Here is a 19083-nt window from a genome sequence, read left to right as displayed (position 1 = left end):
CCCGCAACGCAATGCATGCGCCCGGACGCGTTCAGAGGTGCGATGATCAGCCCGCTCCCACACGGCGTTCGTCCGACATCTCGACACTCCCAGCAAGCTCAAGGGTCTTTACCGCGGCCCAGCCGCTGCTGGATCACCGACGCAAACCTGTGGCAGCGAACGAACAAGTCGTACAGCGAATGTACGCATGCCGTTCCGGTTGCGCATCTGCAAGGTCAACGAGTACGGGTCTTCTCCGCGGAGCGTTGCATCAGTATCGTCGGGTAATCGCGCGGGTATCGTCAAGTGTCCGCGCCGGCCTGTGTCCGGCGCGGGGCCGGATCCGTCCCGCCAACACCGCCGTGCCGGTCGGCCGTTGCACGCATATCCGCGCTTCGCGGCGACGGCCATTGCCGCCGGGGTTATGTTGGTGCCGCCAGCGGGGCCGAACCGCGGCCGTCCGGACCGAGGAGAACAGATTGCGCATCGGGAAAATCACCATCGGCTCGCTCGGTGATTGGACACCGACCCCCGGACCGGTCACCTCCTGGCACCCGACCGCCGCGGCGGCCGAGAAGGTGCGCCAAGCGCCGGCCAGTCCCGTTCCGGTCAGCTACATGCAGGGCCAGCATTTGCGCAATTATCACGAGCGGACCGCCGCGGGGCTCGATTTTTCCCGTCAAATCATCGCCACCTGTGACGTGCCGGGCCGTTGCGATATCTCGGCGATGAATTACGCCGTCAACGCCTACTTGCGGCGCCATGACACATTCCGCAGCTGGTTCCACCACAGCGGCGATGGGGAGTTCGTCAGGCACACCGTCAGCAACCCCGCTGACATCGAATTCGCCCCGATCCACCACGGCGAAATGACGGCGGAGGAAATACGCGCTCATGTCGTGGCGATACCAAATCCGCTGGAGTGGGGCTGCTTCACGTTCGGGGTCGTGCAAAACGAGGAATATTTCACTTTCTTCGCCGCCATGGATCACGTGCACGGGGACGCGACGCTGATCGGCACGACGATGCTCGAGGCCAACGGCATGTATGCGGCGGCGAGCGCGGGCGGCGAACCCCTCGAGCTGCCCGATGCCGGCAGCTTCGACGACTTCTGCGCCCGCGAGCGGGAGTACACGTCGGCGTTGACCGTGGATTCGCCCGAAGTGCGCGCGTGGATCGACTTCGCGGAGAACAACAATGGCAGCTTTCCGGAATTTCCGCTGCCGCTGGGCAACCCGTCCGAGGCGACCGCCAGCGCCATGGTCTCCGAGCTGGTGATGGAGGCCGAACAGACGGAGCGATTCGAATCGGCCTGCACCGCCGTCGGCGTGCGGTTCATCGGCGGCTTGTTCGCCTGCATCGCCCTGGTGGAGCACGAGCTCACCGGCGCCCTCACGTATTACGGCCTCACCCCCCGGGACACCCGCCGAACCACGGACAATTTCATGACGCAGGGCTGGTTCACCGGCCTGGTCCCGATCACCGTGCCCATCGCGGCGGCCTCGTTCGCCGATGCCGCGTGGACAGCACAGACCTCGTTCGATTCGGGCCAGCAATTGGCGAAGGTGCCCTATTACCGGGTATTGGAATTGGCGCCCTGGCTGAAGTGGCCGCAACCCAACTTTCCGGTCTCGAATTTCTTCCACGCCGGCGCCGCTCCCCTCAATGCGGTGCTCGCCGCGGCCGACCTCGGCTATGCGAACAACATCGGGATCTACTCCGACGGCCGGTATTCCTATCAGCTCACCATTTACGTGTTCCGGTACGGCGAGGGCACGGCCATGGCCATGATGTACCCGGACAATCCGGTCGCTCACAAGTCGGTTGCCCGCTACACGGAGACGATGAGGTCCGTATGCGGGCGGGTCGCCGACACCGGGCATTGGGGGCGCGTTGCGTAGCGTGGGTTAGTTCGATGGCTCCTGAAAGATCGCGTGGAGAATCGCGCGGCTCGGCTGCGGCGTCGGCGGGTGCCGCCGCCGGGTGTCCCCGACCGCGCCGGCCGGGGATGAGGTCGAGATGCGCCGGATAGCCGATTTCGTGGTGCGCTGGCCCTGGCTGGTGATCGGGTTCTGGGCGGCATTGGCGGTCGCCCTGCCGCTGGCCTTCCCGTCCCTGGCCGAGATGGCCCAGAAGCATCCGCTGGCGATCTTGCCCGGCAACGCACCGTCCAATGTCGCCGCCCGCCAGATGACCGAGGCGTTCCACGAATCGGGCTCGGATGACCTGCTGTTGGTGGCGTTGACCGACGAGAAGGGTCTGGGCCCCGCCGACGAAGCCGTCTACCGCAGGCTGGTGGACGCGCTGCGCCGGGACACCCGCGACGTGGTGATGGTGCAGGACTTCATCAGCGCGCCGCCGCTGCGTTCGGCCGTGACCAGCAAGGACCGCAAAGCCTGGGTACTGCCCGTCGGCGTCGCGGGCGAGTTGGGCACCCCGCAGTCATACGCGGCGTTCAACCGGATCGCCGGCATCGTCAAACAGACCCTGGAAAAACATGAAAACGGTCCGGCCGCAACGTCTTTGACGGTGAGCCTCACCGGCCCCGCGGCGACCGTCGCCGACCTCACCGTCGCGGGCGAGCGGGATCGACTGCCGATCGAGCTGGCGATCGCCGTTCTGGTGCTCGTCGTCCTGCTGGTGGTTTACCGCAGTGCGGTCACGATGCTGCTGCCGTTGGTGACGATCCTGTTGTCGCTGGTGATCGCGCAGGCGGCCGTGGCGGGCTACTCGCAATTGACGGGCTCGGGCGTATCCAACCAGTCCATCGTGTTCCTGAGCGCGATCATGGCCGGCGCCGGGACGGATTACGCCGTCTTTCTCATCAGCCGCTATCACGACTATCTGCGCCGGGGGGACGATTTCGATCAGGCGGTCAGGAAGGCCCTGATCTCGATCGGCAAGGTGATCACCGCGTCGGCCAGTACGGTCGGGATCACGTTTCTGCTGATCGGCTTCGCCCGGATGGGCGTGTTCAAGACGGTCGGGATCTCGTCGGCGATCGGGATCGGCGTGGCCTTTCTCGCCGCCGTGACGTTGCTGCCGGCCATCATGGTGCTCGCCGGGCCGCGGGGTTGGATCAGGCCGCGGCGCGAACTGACCACCGGGCTGTGGCGGCGTTCGGGCATCCGCATTGTGCGCCGGCCGCGGACCCACCTGGTGGCCAGCGTGCTGGTGCTGATCATCCTGGCCAGCTGCGCGGGCCTGGTGCGCTACAACTACGACGATCGCAAGGCGTTGCGGCCGTCGGCCCCGAGTTCGGTCGGCTACGCCGCGCTGGAGCGCCACTTCCCGGTGAATCAGTCCATCCCGGAGTACATCCTCATCCGGTCACCGCACGACCTTCGCACCCCGCAGGCCCTCGCCGACCTGGAACAGCTGGCCGATCGAGTCAGCCAACTGCCGAACGTCAGCGTGGTCAGCGGCATCACCCGCCCCACCGGGAACGTGCCGGAACAATTCCGGGCCACGTATCAGGCCGGCGCGATCGGCAGCATGCTGGCCGGCGGGTCCACCATGATCAACGACCAAACCGACGACCTCAACCGCCTGGCCCGGGGGGCCGGCACCCTGGCCGACAACCTCGGCGACGTCCGCGGCCAGGTCAACCAGCTCGCCGCCAGCGTGCGCGAACTGGAGAATGCGTTCTCGTCGACGAAAAACCAGTACAGCGGCGACGCGCTGGTCAACCAGGTCGACATCGCGGCCCGGCTGGTCGACCACGTCAACTCGCTCAGCAACGCCATGGGGTGGAACTTCACCGCCGCCAAGAACATGTTCGCCTGGATCGGCCCGGTGCTGGCGGCGCTGCAGGGCAACCCGGTCTGCGACGCCGACTCGTCGTGCAGCGCCACCCGCGCGACGTTCGAGCAATTGGTGGGTCCGCGCGGTCAGGCCGACCTCGACGCGATCGATGACCTGTCTCACCAACTGCAGGCCTATCCCGACAAACGGGCCCTGAAAGCATCCACCGACCGGCTGCGCAACGCCTTCGCCAAACTCAACGACGTGCTGCGGGCGATGGGAATGGATCGGCCCGGCGGCCTGCAGTCCAACCTGACCACCCTGCAAAACGGCGCCGACCAATTCGCCGGCGGCAGCCGGCAGGTGGCCGACGCGGTGGCCCAACTCGTCGACAAGGTCAAGCAGCTGGGCGCGGGGCTCAGCGAGTCGGCGGCGTTTTTGTTGTCGTTGAAGCACGACGCGGCCCACCCGGCGATGGCCGGGTTCAACATCCCGGCGCAGCTGCTGCGTCTGCCGCAGTTCCAGGAGGCCGCCAAGGTGTTCATCTCACCCGACGGCCACTCGGTGCGGTACCTGGTGCAAAGCAAACTGAGCCCGTTCAGCACCCAAGCCATGGATCAGGTCGACGCGATCACGGCCACGGCCCGGGGCGCCCAGCCCAATACCGCCTTGGCCGATGCCGAGGTGTCGATGGCCGGATACACCGTCGGCCTCAAAGACACCCGGGACTACTACCAGCACGACATCAAATTCATCATCGCGGTCACCCTGCTGGTGGTGCTCCTGACGTTGATGGCGCTGCTGCGCGCGATCGTCGCGCCGCTGTATCTGGTTGCCACCGTGGTCATTTCGTATTTGTCGGCGGTGGGCGTCGGCGTGTTGGTCTTCCAATTTTTGCTCGGCCAGCAATTGCATTGGAGCGTGCCGCCACTGGCGTTCGTGGTGCTGGTCGCGGTGGGTGCCGACTACAACATGCTGCTGGTCTCCCGGATGCGTGACGAGTCGCCGCACAGCATGCGCTACGGCATCATCCGCACCCTGAGTTCCACGGGTGGAGTGATCACCGCCGCGGGTCTGATCTTCGCGGCCTCGATGTCCGGTCTGCTGTTCTCCAGCATCGGCACCGTGGTGCAGGGCGGTGTGGTGATCGGGGTGGGGATCCTGCTGGACACCTTCCTGGTGCGCACCGTCACCGTTCCCGCCATCGCGGCGCTGGCCGGACGGGCCAACTGGTGGCCGTCACGCATTGCCGTCCGGCGGAACCCAGTTAGCGGGCACCCATGACGTATGTGAGACTAGAGAAGCCGACGGGTCAGGAGTAGGGATGAAGCAACTACTCGCAGGAGTGACGGCGCTGTTAAGTGTCAGTACCGCAGGGTATTTCGGCATCGGTACGGCAGCGGCCGACGGCGGGCCCATCGGCGGACCGCCCACCCCGGGCGCGCCGGGCGACCAGACCGCCTACGCTCTTGGCGGCGCGCACGTGTTGGGCATCCCCTACGACCAATACATCCGTATGGAGGGCGCGGACTGGTTTCCCGGCCAGCAGCGCCAAATCGTTCGCTACCCGGCCGGGCAGGTGCAGGGACACGTGCTCGAGCGACTCTTCCCGGGCATCGGCAAGCTCGACGAATCCTTCCCCGGCCTGGGCATGAACGGCCCGAGCGTGGGCGAATCGGTCGCCGAGGGGATCGACAATCTCGATGCGGCGATTCGCACCACCGGGCGCCCCGGCACCGCGATCGGCCTGTCGGAGGGCGCGTTCGTGGTCGACGGCGAGCAGGCCCGATTGGCGAACGACCCCACCGCTCCCCCGCCGAACACGCTGAACTTCGCCACGTTCGGCGACCCGATCGGGCGGCACGCCTTCGGTCAGAGCTTTCTGACCGCCATGTTCGGAGTCGGCAGCGTCGTTCCCGCACTGGACTACACCATGCCGCCGCCGTATGAGAGCCAGTACGACACCAACAGGTTCGTCGCCGCATACGACTCGATCGCGGACTTTCCCGATCGGCCGGACAACATGTTCGCGCTCGCCAACACGCTGATGGGGCTGGCGACGGGTCACACCGCGGTGGCCTTCACCAATCCGAGCATGGTGCCGCCGCAGAACATCAGAACCACGATCAACTCCCGTGGCGCCAAAGACACCACGATCATGATCCCGGAAAAGCACCTTCCGCTGGTGATGCCGCTGAAATACATCGGGATCGACGAAAACACGCTGAACAAGCTCGATGCGATCCTGACCCCCCGGGTGAACGCGGGCTATTCACGCAACGACGACCCGGCGACCGCCCCGGTGCAGGTGGACCCGGTGCACGGCTTCGACCCGGCCGAGGTCACCGCGCCGGCCAACCAGGCGACGTTCGGCGGCGGCGCCGACCCGCTGTCGCAGATCATGGCCGGGGCCATGTCCGTGTTGTCGCACGGCGCGGGCGAAGCCGACCACTGACTCCGAGCACGAAAAACCGACTATCAGTACGGACGTGATGTGATGCCTATGTCCCAGTCATCTATTCTGTCGATGCTGCACGCACGGGCCAGCCTGCGTCCCGCTGACATCGCGTTCACCTTCACCGATTACGAGCGCGACTGGGCGGGTGTTCGGGAGAGCCTCACCTGGTCTCAGCTGTCGCGCAGAACCATCAACGTGGCGCGTGAGCTTCACCTTCATGGTTCGGTGGGAGACCGGGCGGTAATCCTTGCGCCCCAAAGCCTCGACTACATCGCGGCGTTCCTCGGCTCGATGCAGGCCGGGCTCGTCGCGGTTCCACTCCCGTTGCCGCACCGCGGCTCGAGTCATGAGCGGGTCAGCGCGGTGCTTGCCGACACCTCGCCGTCCGTCGTCCTGACGACGTCCGCGGTCGCCGAAGACATCACCGAATACGTGGACAAGGCCTGCCTGGACGCAGTTCCGAAGATCGTCGAGATCGATTCGCTGAACCTCGACGTCGACGGCGGACCACACGTGCGGGCGGCCGACCTGCCCAGCGTCGCCTATCTGCAGTACAGCTCGGGTTCGACGCGGCAGCCCACCGGGGTGATGATCTCGCACCGCAACCTCAAGGTGAATTTCGAACAGCTGATGCGCGGCTTTTTCGCCGACGCCCACGTCAAGGCCCCCTCGGATCTGACCATCGTGTCCTGGCTGCCCTTCTACCACGACATGGGTTTGGTGCTCGGGGTCTGCGCCCCGGTCCTGGGTGGCTACCGGGGCGAGTTGAGCAGTCCGCTTTCGTTTTTGGAGCGGCCGGCCCGATGGGTGCAGGCCCTGGCCAGCAGCCCGCACGCGTGGTCGGCGGCACCTAACTTCGCCTTCGACTTAGCGGCCCGCAAGACAACCGACGGCGACCTGGCCGGCCTGGACCTGGGTGGGGTGCTGGGCATCATCAGCGGCGCCGAACGGGTGGAGCCGGCCACCTTGCAACGCTTCGTTGATCGGTTCGCGCACTTCAATTTTCGCGACGAGATGGTGCGTCCGTCGTACGGCTTGGCGGAGGCGACCGTCTTCGCGGCGGCCGGCACCTGGAATGAATCGTCGGGAGCGGTCCGCTTCGATACCGACGAACTGTCCGCCGGACGCGCCCGGCGGTGCCCGGCCGGGTCCGGCACCGCGTTGGTCAAATACCAAGTGCCGCAGTCACCGACGCTGCGCATCGTCGACGGCGACACCCAGCGGGAGTGCCCGCCCGGCGTGGTCGGCGAGATCTGGGTGCATGGCGAAAACGTGGCCGACGGCTACTGGCGCAAGCTGCCGCACGAACAGTCCTGCTTCGGCGCCACGCTGCGGGATCCCTCGCCCGGCACGCCCGGCGGGCCCTGGCTGAAAACCGGCGATCAGGGTTTCCTTTTCGACGGCGCGCTTTTCATCGTCGGCCGCATCAAGGACCTGCTGATCATCAACGGCCGCAATCACTATCCCGAGGACATCGAGGCGACCGTGCACGAGATCACCCGCGGCCGGGTCGCGGCGATATCGGTCCCGGCCAACGGCACCGAAAAGCTGGTCACCATAATCGAATTCAAAGAGCGCAGCGATTCGGCGGACACGTCGCACCGAATCGCGAGCGTCAAAAGCGATGTCACGGCGGCGATATCCAACGCGCACGGCCTGAACGTCGACGACGTCGTGCTGGTATCGCCCGGATCCATTCCCACCACGACGAGCGGCAAGATCCGCCGCGCCGGCTGTATCGAGCAGTACCGTCAGCGGCAATTCACCCGGTTGGACAGCTGAGGGAGGCGCTCGCCGATCGGGCCGCCTCACAGGCATATCGATGTTGATCACCGTGCTGGTCATGGCCGCGGCCGTCAGCGTCGAACCGTTCCGCATCGGCATGGCCGTGCTGATGATGACGCGGCCCAGACCGGTGCTGCAGTTGCTCGCGTTCCTGGCCGGCGGTTTCGCCATGGGCATGACGGTGGGCCTGGTGGTGCTGTTCCTGCTGCGGCGGGTGCTGCTGGGGTCCAGCTACTTCACCGTGCCGAAGGTTCAGCTACTGATCGGTGTGCTGGCGCTGCTGGTCGCGGCGGCGCTGGCGGTGGACGTCCCCCGCCGGTTGGGTTCGCGGCCCGCCGCGATGGCGCGGCCGGCCCAACGGTTGCTGAACGGCGACTCGTTGTCGGTCGCGGGCCTCGCCGGCCTCGGCATCGCGTTGCCCTCGGTCGACTATCTCGCCGCGCTCGCCGTCATCGTGGCCTCGGGCGCGGCGGCCGCGACGCAGGTCGGCGCGCTGCTGCTGTTCAACGTCGTGGCCTTCGCCCTCGTCGAGATTCCGCTGCTGGCCTATCTGGTGGCGCCCGCCAGAACCGCCGCGTCGATGACGGCGTTGCACAACTGGATTCGATCGCGCCGCAGACCTCAGGTCGCCGTCCTGCTGGCCGCGGCCGGCTGTGTGTTCCTCACGGTCGGCGTGACCGGACTTTGAGGCCCGGCGCGCGGGCGCGGAGCCGGGATGAACATAATGAGGCAATCGCACGGCAAAGGAGCCCCGATGAGCAAGCCAAGCACCACCCGTCCGCTGCGGGTGATCCAGTGGACCACCGGCAACATCGGGCGGCGTTCGCTGCATGCCATCATCGGCCGGCCCGACATGGAACTGGTCGGGGTCTATGCGCACGGCGCCGAGAAGGTCGGCGTCGACGCCGCCGAGCTGGCGGGCTGGCCGGAGCCGACCGGGGTGGCGGCCACCAACGACATCGACGCGCTGCTGTCCCTGGGCGCCGACGCGTGTTGCTATAACCCGTTGTGGCCCAACGTCGATGAGCTGGTGCGGCTGCTGGAGTCGGGCGTCAACGTGTGCACCAGCGCGGCCTGGATCACCGGCGGCAAGCAGACGCCCGAAGACCGTCGGCGCATCGAAGAGGCCTGCCGGAAGGGCAATTCGACGATCTTCGGCAGCGGCGCACATCCGGGCATGACCAACATGGTCGGCATGGTGCTGTCCGCGTCCTGCGAGCGGGTCGACGAGATCCGGATCACCGAGTCGGTGGACTGCTCCACCTACGAATCGGCGGAAACCCAGACGGCCATGGGGTTTTCGCAAGACCCGGACACCCCGGGCCTGGCGGAAAGCGTGCGGCGGGAAAGCGAGGTGTTCGCCGAGTCGGCGGCGATGATGGCCGACGCGATCGGGGCGAAGCTGGACAAGATGACCTTCGACGTCACCTTCACCGCGGCCACCGGCGACTCCGACCTGGGCTTCATGAAGATTCCGGCCGGCACGGTCGGCAGCGTCTACGGCTATCACCGCGGCTGGGTCGGCGACCGCAACGTCGTCAGCGTCGGGTTCAACTGGACCATGGGCGATCACGTGGTGCCGCCCAAACCGCTCGAGCACGGCCACGTCATCCAGGTGTTCGGGCTGCCCAACATGCGCACCGTGCTGCACTGCCTGCCGCCCAAGGACTGGACCGAACCCGGATTCATGGGGCTCGGCATGATCTACACCGCGATGCCGGTCACCAACGCGGTGCCGGCGGTGGTGGCGGCCAGACCGGGGATCGTGACGCTGGCGGATCTACCGCCGGTCACCGGCCGGCTGGGCTGATGCCTATGCCGTTCGCCACACCGGACGGCCCCCGGGAGGAACGCTTGCGTGCACTAAGGTTAGGATGCCTAGCTGAGCAAATGTTCCGTTGACATCGGTGTCGTCGGCGACGGTTGGTGAGCTTTGCGGAAGGCGGTCAGGTGGTGGCTGGTCCAAACTCAGAGAGCCGCCCAGGCGTCCTGAGCCGCGCGCGCAAACAAGCGTGGATACCGCTGGTGTTGGTGGTCGTGCTGGCCGTCTCGGCGCTGATCGTGTCGCGGTTGCACAAGATCTTCGGGTCGGAGGATCTCAACGCGAACGCGGGCAAGGGGATCGAAATCGTGCAGTTCAACCCGAAGGTCGTCGTCTACGAAATCTCCGGCGCGCCCGGCAGCACGGCCAACATCAACTACTGGGACGAGAACGCCAACACCCATCAGGTCAACAACGCCCCGCTGCCCTGGTCGACCACGATCTCGACCACGCTGCCCTCGGTGAGCGCCAACATCATGGCCCAAAGCGACGGCAGCACCATCAGCTGCAAGATCACCGTGGACGGCGTCGTCCGCGACAACCAGAACTCCGACGGCCATAACGCCCAAACCTTCTGCCTGGTGAAATCCGCATGAGCGACGCGAGCAACAAGACCCAACCCGACCTGAGCGCGGCCGACACCGGTCCGATCAACGTCAAGGGGCTGTCCAAGGCCGAGCGGGGCCACCGGCCCTACCTTCCGCATGCGATCCGCATCTTCGCGGTGCCCATCATCCTGGGCTGGTTGTTCGTCACGGTGCTGGTGAACGTCATCGTGCCGACGCTGGAAAAGGTCGGCGAGGCGCACTCGGCGCCGATGACACCGCTCGATGCGCCGTCGATGAAGGCGATGATGCGGCTGGGCCACAACTTCCACGAGTTCGACTCCAACAGCACCGTGATGATCGTGCTGGAGGGTCAGCAGCCGCTGGGCCCCGACGCCCACAAGTACTACGACAACCTCATTCGCCAGCTGCGCCAGGACCCCAAGCACATCCAGCACATCCAGGACTTCTGGGGCGACCGGCTGACGGCCGCGGGGGCGCAGAGCGCCGACGCCAAGGGCGCCTATGTGCAGGTGAACCTCGCCGGCAACCAGGGCACCACGCTGGCCAACGAATCCGTCGACGCCGTCCGCAAGGTCATCGACGAGAACAAGGCGCCGCCCGGCGTCAAGGCCTACGTCACCGGCCCGGCGGCGCTGTCCGACGACATGCACATCATCGGTAACGCCAGCCTGGCCAAGATCACGCTGTTCACCCTGGGCGCCATCGCGATCATGCTGCTGCTGGTCTACCGGTCCATCGTGACCACGCTGGTGCAGCTGTTCATGACCTTCGTCGCGTTGGCGTGTTCACGGGGTGTGGTCGCGGTTCTGGCGTATCACAACGCATTCGGGCTCACCACCTTCGCCGCCAACATCCTCACCATGCTGGCGATCGCCGCGGGAACCGACTACGGCATCTTCCTGATCGGCCGCTATCAGGAGGCGCTGGCCGCCGGCGAGGACCGGGAATCGGCGTACTACACCACTTTCAAGGGCGTCGCCCCGGTCGTGTTGGGGTCGGGCCTGACGATCGCCGGTGCCACCTACTGCCTGAGTTTTTCGCGGCTGCCGTGGTTCAACACCATGGGTGCGCCGGTGGCGATCGGCATGCTGGTGGTGGTGCTGGCCGGCGTCACGCTGGGCCCCGCGGTGGTCTTCGTCGGCAGCCGGTTCCACTTCTTCGAACGGCAGGCCAAGCGGGGTCGGCTGTGGCGCCGGGTAGGCACGGCCGTAGTGCGTTGGCCGGCACCGGTTTTGGCGGTCAGCGCCGCGGTGGTGCTGGTCGGCATGATCGCCCTGCCGAGCTTTCACACCAGCTACAACGACCGGCACTACCTGCCGCTGTCGGCCCCGTCCAATCAGGGACAGGAGGCCGCGAATCGGCATTTCTCCGAGGCGCGGATGAACCCGGACCTGTTGATGATCGAATCCGACCACGACATGCGCAACCCGGCCGACATGCTGGTGCTGGACCGGGTGGCCAAGAACGAGATGCGCACGCTGGGCATCGCCATGGTGCAGGACATCACCCGCCCCCTGGGAATCCCGATCCAGCACAGCTCGATTCCGTTCCAGAACAGCGTGCAAAGCCAGACGACGATGCAGAACATGGGCTTCCTCAAGGAGCGCATGAACGACATCCTCAAGATGGCCGACGACCTGCAGACCCAGATCGACACCACGCAACGCCAATACGAGGTGTCGATGGATTTGGCCAACGCCGCCGACGACAGCGCGAAAACCACGGCGGTGACGTCGCAGATCACCGACAGCCTGCGCGACCACATCGCGGACTTCGACGACACCTTCCGGCCGATCCGCACCTACTTCTACTGGGAGAAGCACTGCTACGACATTCCGGTGTGCATCGGGCTGCGGTCGCTGTTCGACACATTCGACGGGTTCGACCAATTGGCCGAGCAGTTCCACTATTTGACGACCGACATCGCGCACACGGCCAAGGCCTCGCGCGACCTGACCGCGCTGTTCCCCACCCTGATCACCACGCTGAAGACGACGCGCGGCATCACCCTGACGCTGTATCAGACGTTCAAGGCGATGATCGACCAGATGGAGGCGATGAGCAACACCGCCGTCGTGATGGGTCAGAGCTTCGACGCGTCGAAGAACGACGACTTCTTCTACCTGCCGCCCGAGGCGTTCGACAACCCCGACTTCCAGACGGGTCTGCGGATGTTCCTGTCCCCGGACGGTAAGTCGGCGCGGTTCTTCATCACCCATCAGGGCGATCCGATGTCGCCGGAGGGGATCAAGCGGGTCGACGCCGAACGCACCGCCGCGCAGGAGGGGCTGAAACAGTCCTCGCTGTCGGATGCCCGGGTGTATCTCGGCGGTACCGCCGCGACGTTCAAGGACATGGCCGACGGCGAGAAGTACGACCTGATGATCGCCGTGGTGTCGGCGCTGACGCTGATCTTCATGATCATGCTGCTGCTGACCCGAAGCGTGGTGGCCGCGCTGGTGATCGTCGGCACCGCGGCCAGCTCGATCGCGGCGTCTTTCGGTCTGTCCGTGCTGATTTGGCAGGACCTGTTCGGCATCCGGATCCACTGGATCGTGGCGGCGCTGTCGGTGATCATCCTGCTGGCCGTCGGATCGGACTACAACTTGCTTCTGGTCTCCCGGTTCCGCGAGGAGATTCACGGCGGGCTCAAGACCGGCATCATCCGGTCGATGGCCGGCACCGGCGGGGTGGTGACGGCCGCCGGCCTGGTGTTCGCCTTCACCATGGCGGCCATGCTGGGCAGCGAGCTGCGGGTGCTCGGCCAGTTCGGGTCCACGGTGTGCATCGGTCTGCTGCTGGACACGCTGATCGTGCGCACGCTGTTGATGCCGTCGATCGCCACCCTGTTGGGCCGCTGGTTCTGGTGGCCGATGGTGGTGCACCCGCGGGGTGACAACGCGCGGCGGCCGGTGCCGGCGGCGTCGTAGCGCGCGGGCCTAGGACCCCGGCTGCTGCACGACGACCGCGACGGCGCCCGCCCCGACGTGCAGCGCCAGCACCGGGCCCAGCTCGGTGATGATCGCCGGGTCGCACGCCGGCAACCGCTCGCCCAGCGCGGCGGCCACCTCGGCGGCACCGCCCGGGTTGTCGACGTGGTGCACCGCCAGCGCGGCGGCGCCGTCGCCGACCACCTGACAGACCCGATCGATCATCGCCTCGGTCGCATGACCGGCGGTGCGGACCCGTTGGGCCAGAACGAGTTTCCCGTCGTCGATGCGCAGCAGCGGCTTGAGCGCCAGCGCGGTGCCCAGCCAGGCCGCCGGGCCGCCGATGCGCCCGCTGCGGCGCAGGTTGTCCAGCCGGTGCACCACGATGAAGCCGTGCCCGCGGGACACGGCGGCGCGGGCGGCGTCGGCGACGGCGTCCAGCTGCGCGCCGGCGGCCGCCGCCCGCGCGGCGGCCAACGCGACGAAGCCGGTGCCCATCGCGGCCGACTTGGAGTCGACGACGCGCAGGTTGGGGTCCAGGTCGGCCGCGGTACGTTCGGCGGCCCGGCAGGTCCCGGACAGCGCCGACGAGATGTGCACCGCCACCACGCCGTCGCCGCCGCTGTCGGCCAGCGCCTGCTGGTAGGCGTCGGCGAGTTCGGCCGGGGTGGCCGCCGCGGTCGTCGCCGCGCGCTGGTGAATGTCGGCGGGCACCTCGTCCACACCGTCGCGCAGATCGGTGCCGTCGAGCAGGATGTGCAGCGGGACGACGCGTATCCCCCACTGCCCGAGCAGGTCGGCCGGCAGACGCGCCGACGAGTCGGTGACCACCACGACAGCCACGAGCGCCGCTACCGTTTCTCGGTGGGCGGCACGGTGTTCGGCAGGGCCTCGGCCAGCGCCTTGAGCATCAACTCCGCCACCGCCTGGTGGGCCTCGAAGTTCCAGTGAATGCCGTCGGGGTTTCCCCGCCCGCTCATGATGTGTTCTGCCACAGCAGCTTTCAGATCCACCAGCGGGATGTCGTGGCTTTGCGCCCATTCGGTGATCGCCGCCGCGGTGGCGGCGCGGCCGTGGTGGGCCCTGCCGTAGGTGTCGGCGACGTGCACCGAGGGCAGCGACGCCACGATCGGGATGCCGGGACGGTTAAAATCGATTGCGCCGCGGGTCTGTTCGAGGTAGTCGACGCTCAGGTGCGGGGGCAGGGCGGAGCGGGCCACCGGGGAGAGCCTGGGCTGCAGCCACCCGTAGCCGTCGCGGACCCAGCGCCGCAGCCGCGGCGGACGCACGTAGCGGATCAGCTCGCGCAGCGCGGTGGGCAGCACCGACGGCAGCGAGTCCATGCCGCCGGTGGCGAAGATGACCGCACCCGCCCGGGGCAGCGCCGCCCACGCCCGCGGGTCCTGGGTCGCCGCCCACCACACGTCGCGGCACGTCCAGCCGATGCGGCCGATCAGTTCCACATCCCAATCGAGTTGGGCGGCAACGATGTTCGGCCAGATCCGGGGGTCGTCGGCGGGCAGCCCCCCGGTGGGCCCGTAGTAGGCCAGCGAGTCGGCGAAGATCAGCAGGGTGGGCCGCGGCCGCTGTTCAGAGGACATCATTGGCAACCTGCGCCGAGGCGTTCCACACGTCCAAACGCCAACGGATGTCGTCGAATTCGTCGGCGGCATCGTCGGAATGGCCGGACAGCTGCACCCAGCTGGCGTTGCCCATGCCGCCCAGCATCGGCCAGTTGGGCACCGGAAGCTTCAGCAGCGCCGCCGACAGGGCGGCGATCAGACCGCCGTGGGCCACCAGCACCACCGGCCGATCCGGGCCGTCGGGATCGCCCCATTCCGGTTCGCCGGCCACCAGTTCGGCCACCACCGGCACGCTGCGGGCCGCGACGTCGACCCGGCTTTCCCCGCCGTGCGGCGCCCAGGTGGCGTCTTCGCGCCAGGCCAGGCGGGCGCCGGGGGCTTGGGTGTCCACCTGGGTGTGGGTCAGGCCCTGCCAGTCGCCGAGGTGGGTCTCCCGCAGCCGCCGATCCACCCGGATGGGCAGGCCGGTCCGCTCCCCCAGCCGGACCGCCGTGTCGTAGGCGCGGTGCAGGTCCGACGACACGATCAGCAGGGGCTGCGCCTTGCCGAGCACCTCGGCGGCCGCGACCGCCTGCGCCCGCCCGAGTTCACTGAGCTCGGAATCCAATTGGCCCTGCATGCGGCTGCCGGCGTTGAACTCGGTTTGCCCGTGCCGCAACATGATCAGCCGACGAATCTTCATGGCGTGCCCGCGTCGCCGGGGTCGTGTCGATCCTCGTCCAGGTTCACCGGCACCACCGGACAGTCACTCCACAGCCGGTCCAGGGCGTAGAAGTCGCGGTCGTCCTGGTGCTGGATGTGGACGACGATGTCGCGATAGTCCAGCAGCGTCCAGCGTCCCTCCCGAGCGCCCTCGCGGCGGGCGGGCTTGTAGCCGGCCTTGCGCATCTTCTCCTCGACCTCGTCGACGATCGCGTTGACCTGTCGCTCGTTGGACGCCGAGGCGATCACGAAGCAGTCGGTGATGGCCAGCTGGGCGGAGACGTCGATGACGACGACGTCGTCGGCGAGCTTGGCGGCGGCGGCGCCGGCGGCCACCGTGGCCATGTCGATGGCTTCCTGCGTGGCGCTCATGGGTGATCCCCTGTGCTCAGCCTGGTTTCGGCGACGGCCACCGCGGGCCCCGGCTCGGAGCGGTAGAGCCGGCGCTTGGACACGTACTGCACCACGCCGTCGGGCATCAGGTACCACAGCGGGCGGCGCTGCGCGGCGCGCTGACGGCAATCGGTGGACGAGATGGCCAGCGCGGGGATCTCGACCAGGGTCAGCGCGTCGTCGGGCAGCTCACCCAGCACACCGGTGATGTGCTCGCGGCGCAGCTCGTAGCCGGGGCGGCTGACCCCGACGAAGTGGGCGAGCTCGAACAGCGTCTCCCAGCCCTGCCAGGACAGGATCGAGGCCAGCGCGTCGGCGCCGGTGATGAAGAACAGCTCGGAGTCCGGGTTGAGCGCGTGCAGGTCGCGCAGGGTGTCCCGGGTGTAGGTGGGGCCGGCGCGGTCGATGTCGACCCGGCTCACCGAGAACCGGGGATTGGACGCGGTCGCGATGACCGTCATCAGATAGCGGTCCTCGGCCGCCGAGACGTGCCGATCCTTCTGCCAGGGCTGCCCGCTGGGCACGAACACCACTTGGTCGAGGCCGAACAGGTCGGCGACCTCGCTGGCGGCAACCAGGTGGCCGTAATGGATGGGGTCGAACGTCCCACCCATCACTCCCAACCTGCGAAGCTGCTTTTGCACGATGTGCCAGCTTACTTGAGCCGGTGACCTGGCCCGATTTTCCAGCCCGCCGCCCTGGGCTGCCGAGCGTCACGCCAGCGTGACCGTCGCCGCCGAGCGTCACGCCAGCGTGACGCCGGGCGGGAACGGCGCCTCACACCGGCAGCAGCTGGTCGATCACCGCGGCGAGCTGCTTGGCGGACCGGCATTCGTGCATCGGGATGACCTCTTGGTAGCGCGGCACGGCCGAGTCGCCGCTGCCCCACAGATGCTTGGGCTCGGGATTGAGCCAGTGCGCGTGCCGGCTGGCGGTCACCATGTGGCTCAGCAGCTCGACCTCCGGGTTGCGGTAGTTGGTGCGGCCATCGCCGAGTACGAGCAGCGAGGTGCGCGGGGATAGCACGTTGGGGAACTTCTGCTCGAACGACGCGAAGGCGTTGCCGTAGTCGGAATGGCCGTCGCGGCTGTAGACGCCGGCCTCCCGGGTGATGCGCTGGATGGCCACGGCCAGGTCGGCCTCCGGGCCGAACATGTGGGTGACCTCGTCGGTGGTGTCGATGAACGCGAACACCCGCACCCGGGAGAACTGTTGGCGCAGGGCGTGCACCAGCAGCAGGGTGAAGTGGCTGAACCCGGCGACCGAGCCGGACACATCGCACAGCACCACCAGCTCCGGGCGGGCCGGGCGGGGCTTGGCCAGCACCACGTCGATCGGCACCCCGCCGGTGGACATCGACTTGCGCAGCGTCTTGCGCAGGTCGATCGTTCCGGCCCGGCTGCGCCGGCGGCGGGCCGCCAGCCGGGTGGCCAGGGTGCGGGCCAGCGGGGCGACGACCCGTTGCATCTGGCGCAGCTGCTCACCGGAGGCGCGCAGGAACTCGACGTTCTCGGAAAGCTGTGGGATGCCGTACATCTGGACGTGATCGCGGCCCAGCTGCTCGGCGGTGCGCCGCTTGGTTTCCGCGTCGACCAGCTTGCGCAGCTGGGTGATCCGCTGCGCGGCAAGGGCTTTGGCGATCTCCTCCTGGGTGGGGGTGGGTTCGTCGCCGTACGGGGCGAGCAGCCCGGCCAACAGCTTGCCCTCGAGTTCGTCCAGCGCCATCGCCTTGAGCGCCTGGTACGACGAGAACGACGGGCCGCGGCTGGAGCTGTATTTGCCGTAGGCCTCCACGATCCGGGCGATCATCGCGACCAGGCGCTCGTCCATGTCGGCCAGATCCGGGTTCTCGGTCAGCAGGTCGAGCAGCATCTGGCGCATCGCCTCGACGTCGTCGGGCGGCAACGCGTCCTCGCCGGAGCCCGGCCCGGCGTCCTCGTCGGTGACCACCGCGCGGGCGCCCAGCGCCGCCGGGAACCACAGGTCGAACATGGCGTCATAGGTTTCGCGGTGATCCGGCCGGCGCAGCACCGCGCACGCCAGGCCCTCGCGCAGCACCTCGCGGTTGCCCAGGCCGAGCGTGGCCATCACCCGGCCGGCGTCCACCGTCTCCGACGGGCCGACCGAAATCCCCGCTCCGCGAAGGGCTTCCACGAACCCGACCAGGTGGCCGGGCAGCCCGTGCGGGGCGAGCGGCCGGGATGGTCGGATGCGGCGGGTGGCCATGGCGGTGTTCCTAATTCAGCCGCAGCTCGCCGGTTGCGCGCTGCTGGTCGGATTGATGCTTGAGGACCACGCCCAGCGTGGCGGCGACGACGGCGTCGTCGATGGTGTCCAATCCCAGCGCCAGCAGCGTGCGTCCCCAGTCGATGGTCTCGGCGATGGACGGCACCTTCTTGAGCTGCATGCCGCGCAGCACCCCGATGATCCGGACGAGCTCGTCGGCCAGATGCGCGGGCAGCTCGGGGACCCGGGACAGCAGGATGCGGCGTTCCAGGTCGGGACTGGGAAAGTCGATGTGCAGGAACAGGCAGCGCCGCTTGAGCGCCTCCGAGAGTTCGCGGGTGGCATTCGAGGTCAGCACCACGAACGGGGGCCGCTCCGCGGTCAGCGTGCCCAATTCCGGGACGGTGACGGCGAAATCGGAGAGCACCTCGAGCAGCAGGCCCTCGATCTCGATGTCGGCCTTGTCGGTCTCGTCGATGAGCAGCACGGTGGGCTCGGTGCGGCGGATGGCGGTCAGCAACGGGCGCTGCAGCAGGAATTCCTCGCTGAACACGTCGGTCTTGGTTTGGTCCCAGTCCCCGGAGCCGGCCTGAATACGAAGTATCTGCTTGGCGTGGTTCCACTCGTAGAGCGCACGCGCCTCGTCCACGCCCTCGTAGCACTGCAGGCGCACCAGACCCGAGCCGGTGGCCTGGGCCACCGCGCGGGCCAACTCGGTCTTGCCCACCCCGGCCGGGCCCTCGACCAACAGCGGCTTGCCGAGCCTGTCGGCCAGGAACACCGCCGTCGCGGTGGCGGTATCGGGCAGGTAGCCGGTCTCGGCCAACCGCCGCGAGACGTCGTCGATGTCGGCGAACAGCGGCCTGGGCCGGGCGGGCACACTCACAATCGG

The 19083-nt window shown here is 67.7% G+C and carries 15 protein-coding genes; 8 read left to right on the top strand and 7 right to left on the bottom strand.

Features of this window, described 5'->3' with window-relative positions:
* Positions 1–458: 458 nt before the first annotated feature.
* The 8 genes from H7I87_RS10570 (at position 459) to H7I87_RS10535 (ending at position 13287) form a co-directional block, all read left to right on the top strand.
* Entirely contained in the window at positions 459–1880 is a 1422-nt protein-coding gene (locus tag H7I87_RS10570) for a condensation domain-containing protein (RefSeq protein ID WP_023870968.1), read from the top strand.
* Between the two features lie 118 nt (positions 1881–1998).
* Positions 1999–5007 (top strand): MMPL/RND family transporter, encoded by a 3009-nt coding sequence (locus H7I87_RS10565; protein WP_080708756.1) that lies wholly within the window; start codon positions 1999–2001, stop codon positions 5005–5007.
* A 40-nt stretch (positions 5008–5047) separates the two neighbouring features.
* Entirely contained in the window at positions 5048–6178 is a 1131-nt protein-coding gene (pe, locus tag H7I87_RS10560) for an acyltransferase PE (protein ID WP_019733233.1), read from the top strand.
* A gap of 48 nt (positions 6179–6226) precedes the next feature.
* Positions 6227–7963, top strand: a complete 1737-nt coding sequence (locus H7I87_RS10555) for an AMP-binding protein (RefSeq protein WP_076220990.1) — start codon at positions 6227–6229, stop codon at positions 7961–7963.
* 40 nt (positions 7964–8003) lie between these two features.
* A complete protein-coding gene (locus tag H7I87_RS10550; protein ID WP_003875893.1) occupies positions 8004–8654 on the top strand; it encodes a GAP family protein in 651 nt (216 codons plus the stop codon).
* Between the two features lie 66 nt (positions 8655–8720).
* Entirely contained in the window at positions 8721–9776 is a 1056-nt protein-coding gene (locus H7I87_RS10545) for an NAD(P)H-dependent amine dehydrogenase family protein (protein WP_033711358.1), read from the top strand.
* A 140-nt stretch (positions 9777–9916) separates the two neighbouring features.
* Positions 9917–10384, top strand: a complete 468-nt coding sequence (locus H7I87_RS10540; protein ID WP_003875890.1) for an MmpS family transport accessory protein — start codon at positions 9917–9919, stop codon at positions 10382–10384.
* Entirely contained in the window at positions 10381–13287 is a 2907-nt protein-coding gene (locus H7I87_RS10535) for an MMPL/RND family transporter (protein WP_003875889.1), read from the top strand. Before H7I87_RS10540 ends, H7I87_RS10535 begins: the two co-directional genes overlap by 4 nt.
* A 9-nt stretch (positions 13288–13296) precedes the next feature.
* Here H7I87_RS10535 and H7I87_RS10530 read toward each other — a convergent pair whose 3' ends face one another.
* The 7 genes from H7I87_RS10530 to H7I87_RS10500 all read right to left on the bottom strand — a co-directional run bounded on the left by H7I87_RS10530 (position 13297) and on the right by H7I87_RS10500 (position 19077).
* On the bottom strand, positions 13297–14130 hold the full coding sequence (locus tag H7I87_RS10530) for a DegV family protein (protein WP_033711360.1): 834 nt from the start codon (positions 14128–14130) through the stop codon (positions 13297–13299).
* 8 nt (positions 14131–14138) lie between these two features.
* The gene (gene octT, locus H7I87_RS10525; protein WP_023861365.1) at positions 14139–14888 is read right to left on the bottom strand and encodes a diglucosylglycerate octanoyltransferase; all 750 of its coding nucleotides are present in this window, start codon (positions 14886–14888) and stop codon (positions 14139–14141) included.
* The gene (gpgP, locus tag H7I87_RS10520) at positions 14878–15552 is read right to left on the bottom strand and encodes a glucosyl-3-phosphoglycerate phosphatase (RefSeq protein ID WP_003875886.1); all 675 of its coding nucleotides are present in this window, start codon (positions 15550–15552) and stop codon (positions 14878–14880) included. The genes octT and gpgP overlap by 11 nt, the downstream gene beginning before the upstream one ends.
* On the bottom strand, positions 15549–15944 hold the full coding sequence (rsfS, locus tag H7I87_RS10515) for a ribosome silencing factor (protein ID WP_011724319.1): 396 nt from the start codon (positions 15942–15944) through the stop codon (positions 15549–15551). The genes gpgP and rsfS overlap by 4 nt, the downstream gene beginning before the upstream one ends.
* Entirely contained in the window at positions 15941–16609 is a 669-nt protein-coding gene (nadD, locus tag H7I87_RS10510) for a nicotinate-nucleotide adenylyltransferase (RefSeq protein ID WP_023861364.1), read from the bottom strand. The genes rsfS and nadD overlap by 4 nt, the downstream gene beginning before the upstream one ends.
* 133 nt (positions 16610–16742) lie before the next feature.
* On the bottom strand, positions 16743–18191 hold the full coding sequence (locus H7I87_RS10505) for a vWA domain-containing protein (RefSeq protein ID WP_019732743.1): 1449 nt from the start codon (positions 18189–18191) through the stop codon (positions 16743–16745).
* A 10-nt stretch (positions 18192–18201) separates the two neighbouring features.
* On the bottom strand, positions 18202–19077 hold the full coding sequence (locus H7I87_RS10500; protein WP_003875882.1) for an AAA family ATPase: 876 nt from the start codon (positions 19075–19077) through the stop codon (positions 18202–18204).
* Between the last annotated feature and the right edge of the window lie 6 nt (positions 19078–19083).

It is taken from the genome of Mycobacterium timonense (assembly GCF_025821985.1).
In the GTDB taxonomy this organism is placed as follows: Bacteria; Actinomycetota; Actinomycetes; order Mycobacteriales; family Mycobacteriaceae; genus Mycobacterium; species Mycobacterium avium.
The sequence above is the reverse complement of the archived record's forward strand: the minus strand, read 5'-3'. Positions and strand labels throughout refer to the sequence as shown.

What these genes read in the sequence shown, in the direction of transcription:
- pe (WP_019733233.1), top strand. Translation starts at nt 5,048, where the DNA reads ATGAAGCAACTACTCGCAGGAGTGACGGCGCTGTTAAGTGTCAGTACC.
- H7I87_RS10550 (WP_003875893.1), top strand. Translation starts at nt 8,004, where the DNA reads ATGTTGATCACCGTGCTGGTCATGGCCGCGGCCGTCAGCGTCGAACCG.
- rsfS (WP_011724319.1), bottom strand. Translation starts at nt 15,944, where the DNA reads ATGAGCGCCACGCAGGAAGCCATCGACATGGCCACGGTGGCCGCCGGC.
- octT (WP_023861365.1), bottom strand. Translation starts at nt 14,888, where the DNA reads ATGTCCTCTGAACAGCGGCCGCGGCCCACCCTGCTGATCTTCGCCGAC.
- H7I87_RS10565 (WP_080708756.1), top strand. Translation starts at nt 1,999, where the DNA reads ATGCGCCGGATAGCCGATTTCGTGGTGCGCTGGCCCTGGCTGGTGATC.
- H7I87_RS10545 (WP_033711358.1), top strand. Translation starts at nt 8,721, where the DNA reads ATGAGCAAGCCAAGCACCACCCGTCCGCTGCGGGTGATCCAGTGGACC.
- H7I87_RS10555 (WP_076220990.1), top strand. Translation starts at nt 6,227, where the DNA reads ATGTCCCAGTCATCTATTCTGTCGATGCTGCACGCACGGGCCAGCCTG.
- gpgP (WP_003875886.1), bottom strand. Translation starts at nt 15,552, where the DNA reads ATGAAGATTCGTCGGCTGATCATGTTGCGGCACGGGCAAACCGAGTTC.
- H7I87_RS10535 (WP_003875889.1), top strand. Translation starts at nt 10,381, where the DNA reads ATGAGCGACGCGAGCAACAAGACCCAACCCGACCTGAGCGCGGCCGAC.
- H7I87_RS10505 (WP_019732743.1), bottom strand. Translation starts at nt 18,191, where the DNA reads ATGGCCACCCGCCGCATCCGACCATCCCGGCCGCTCGCCCCGCACGGG.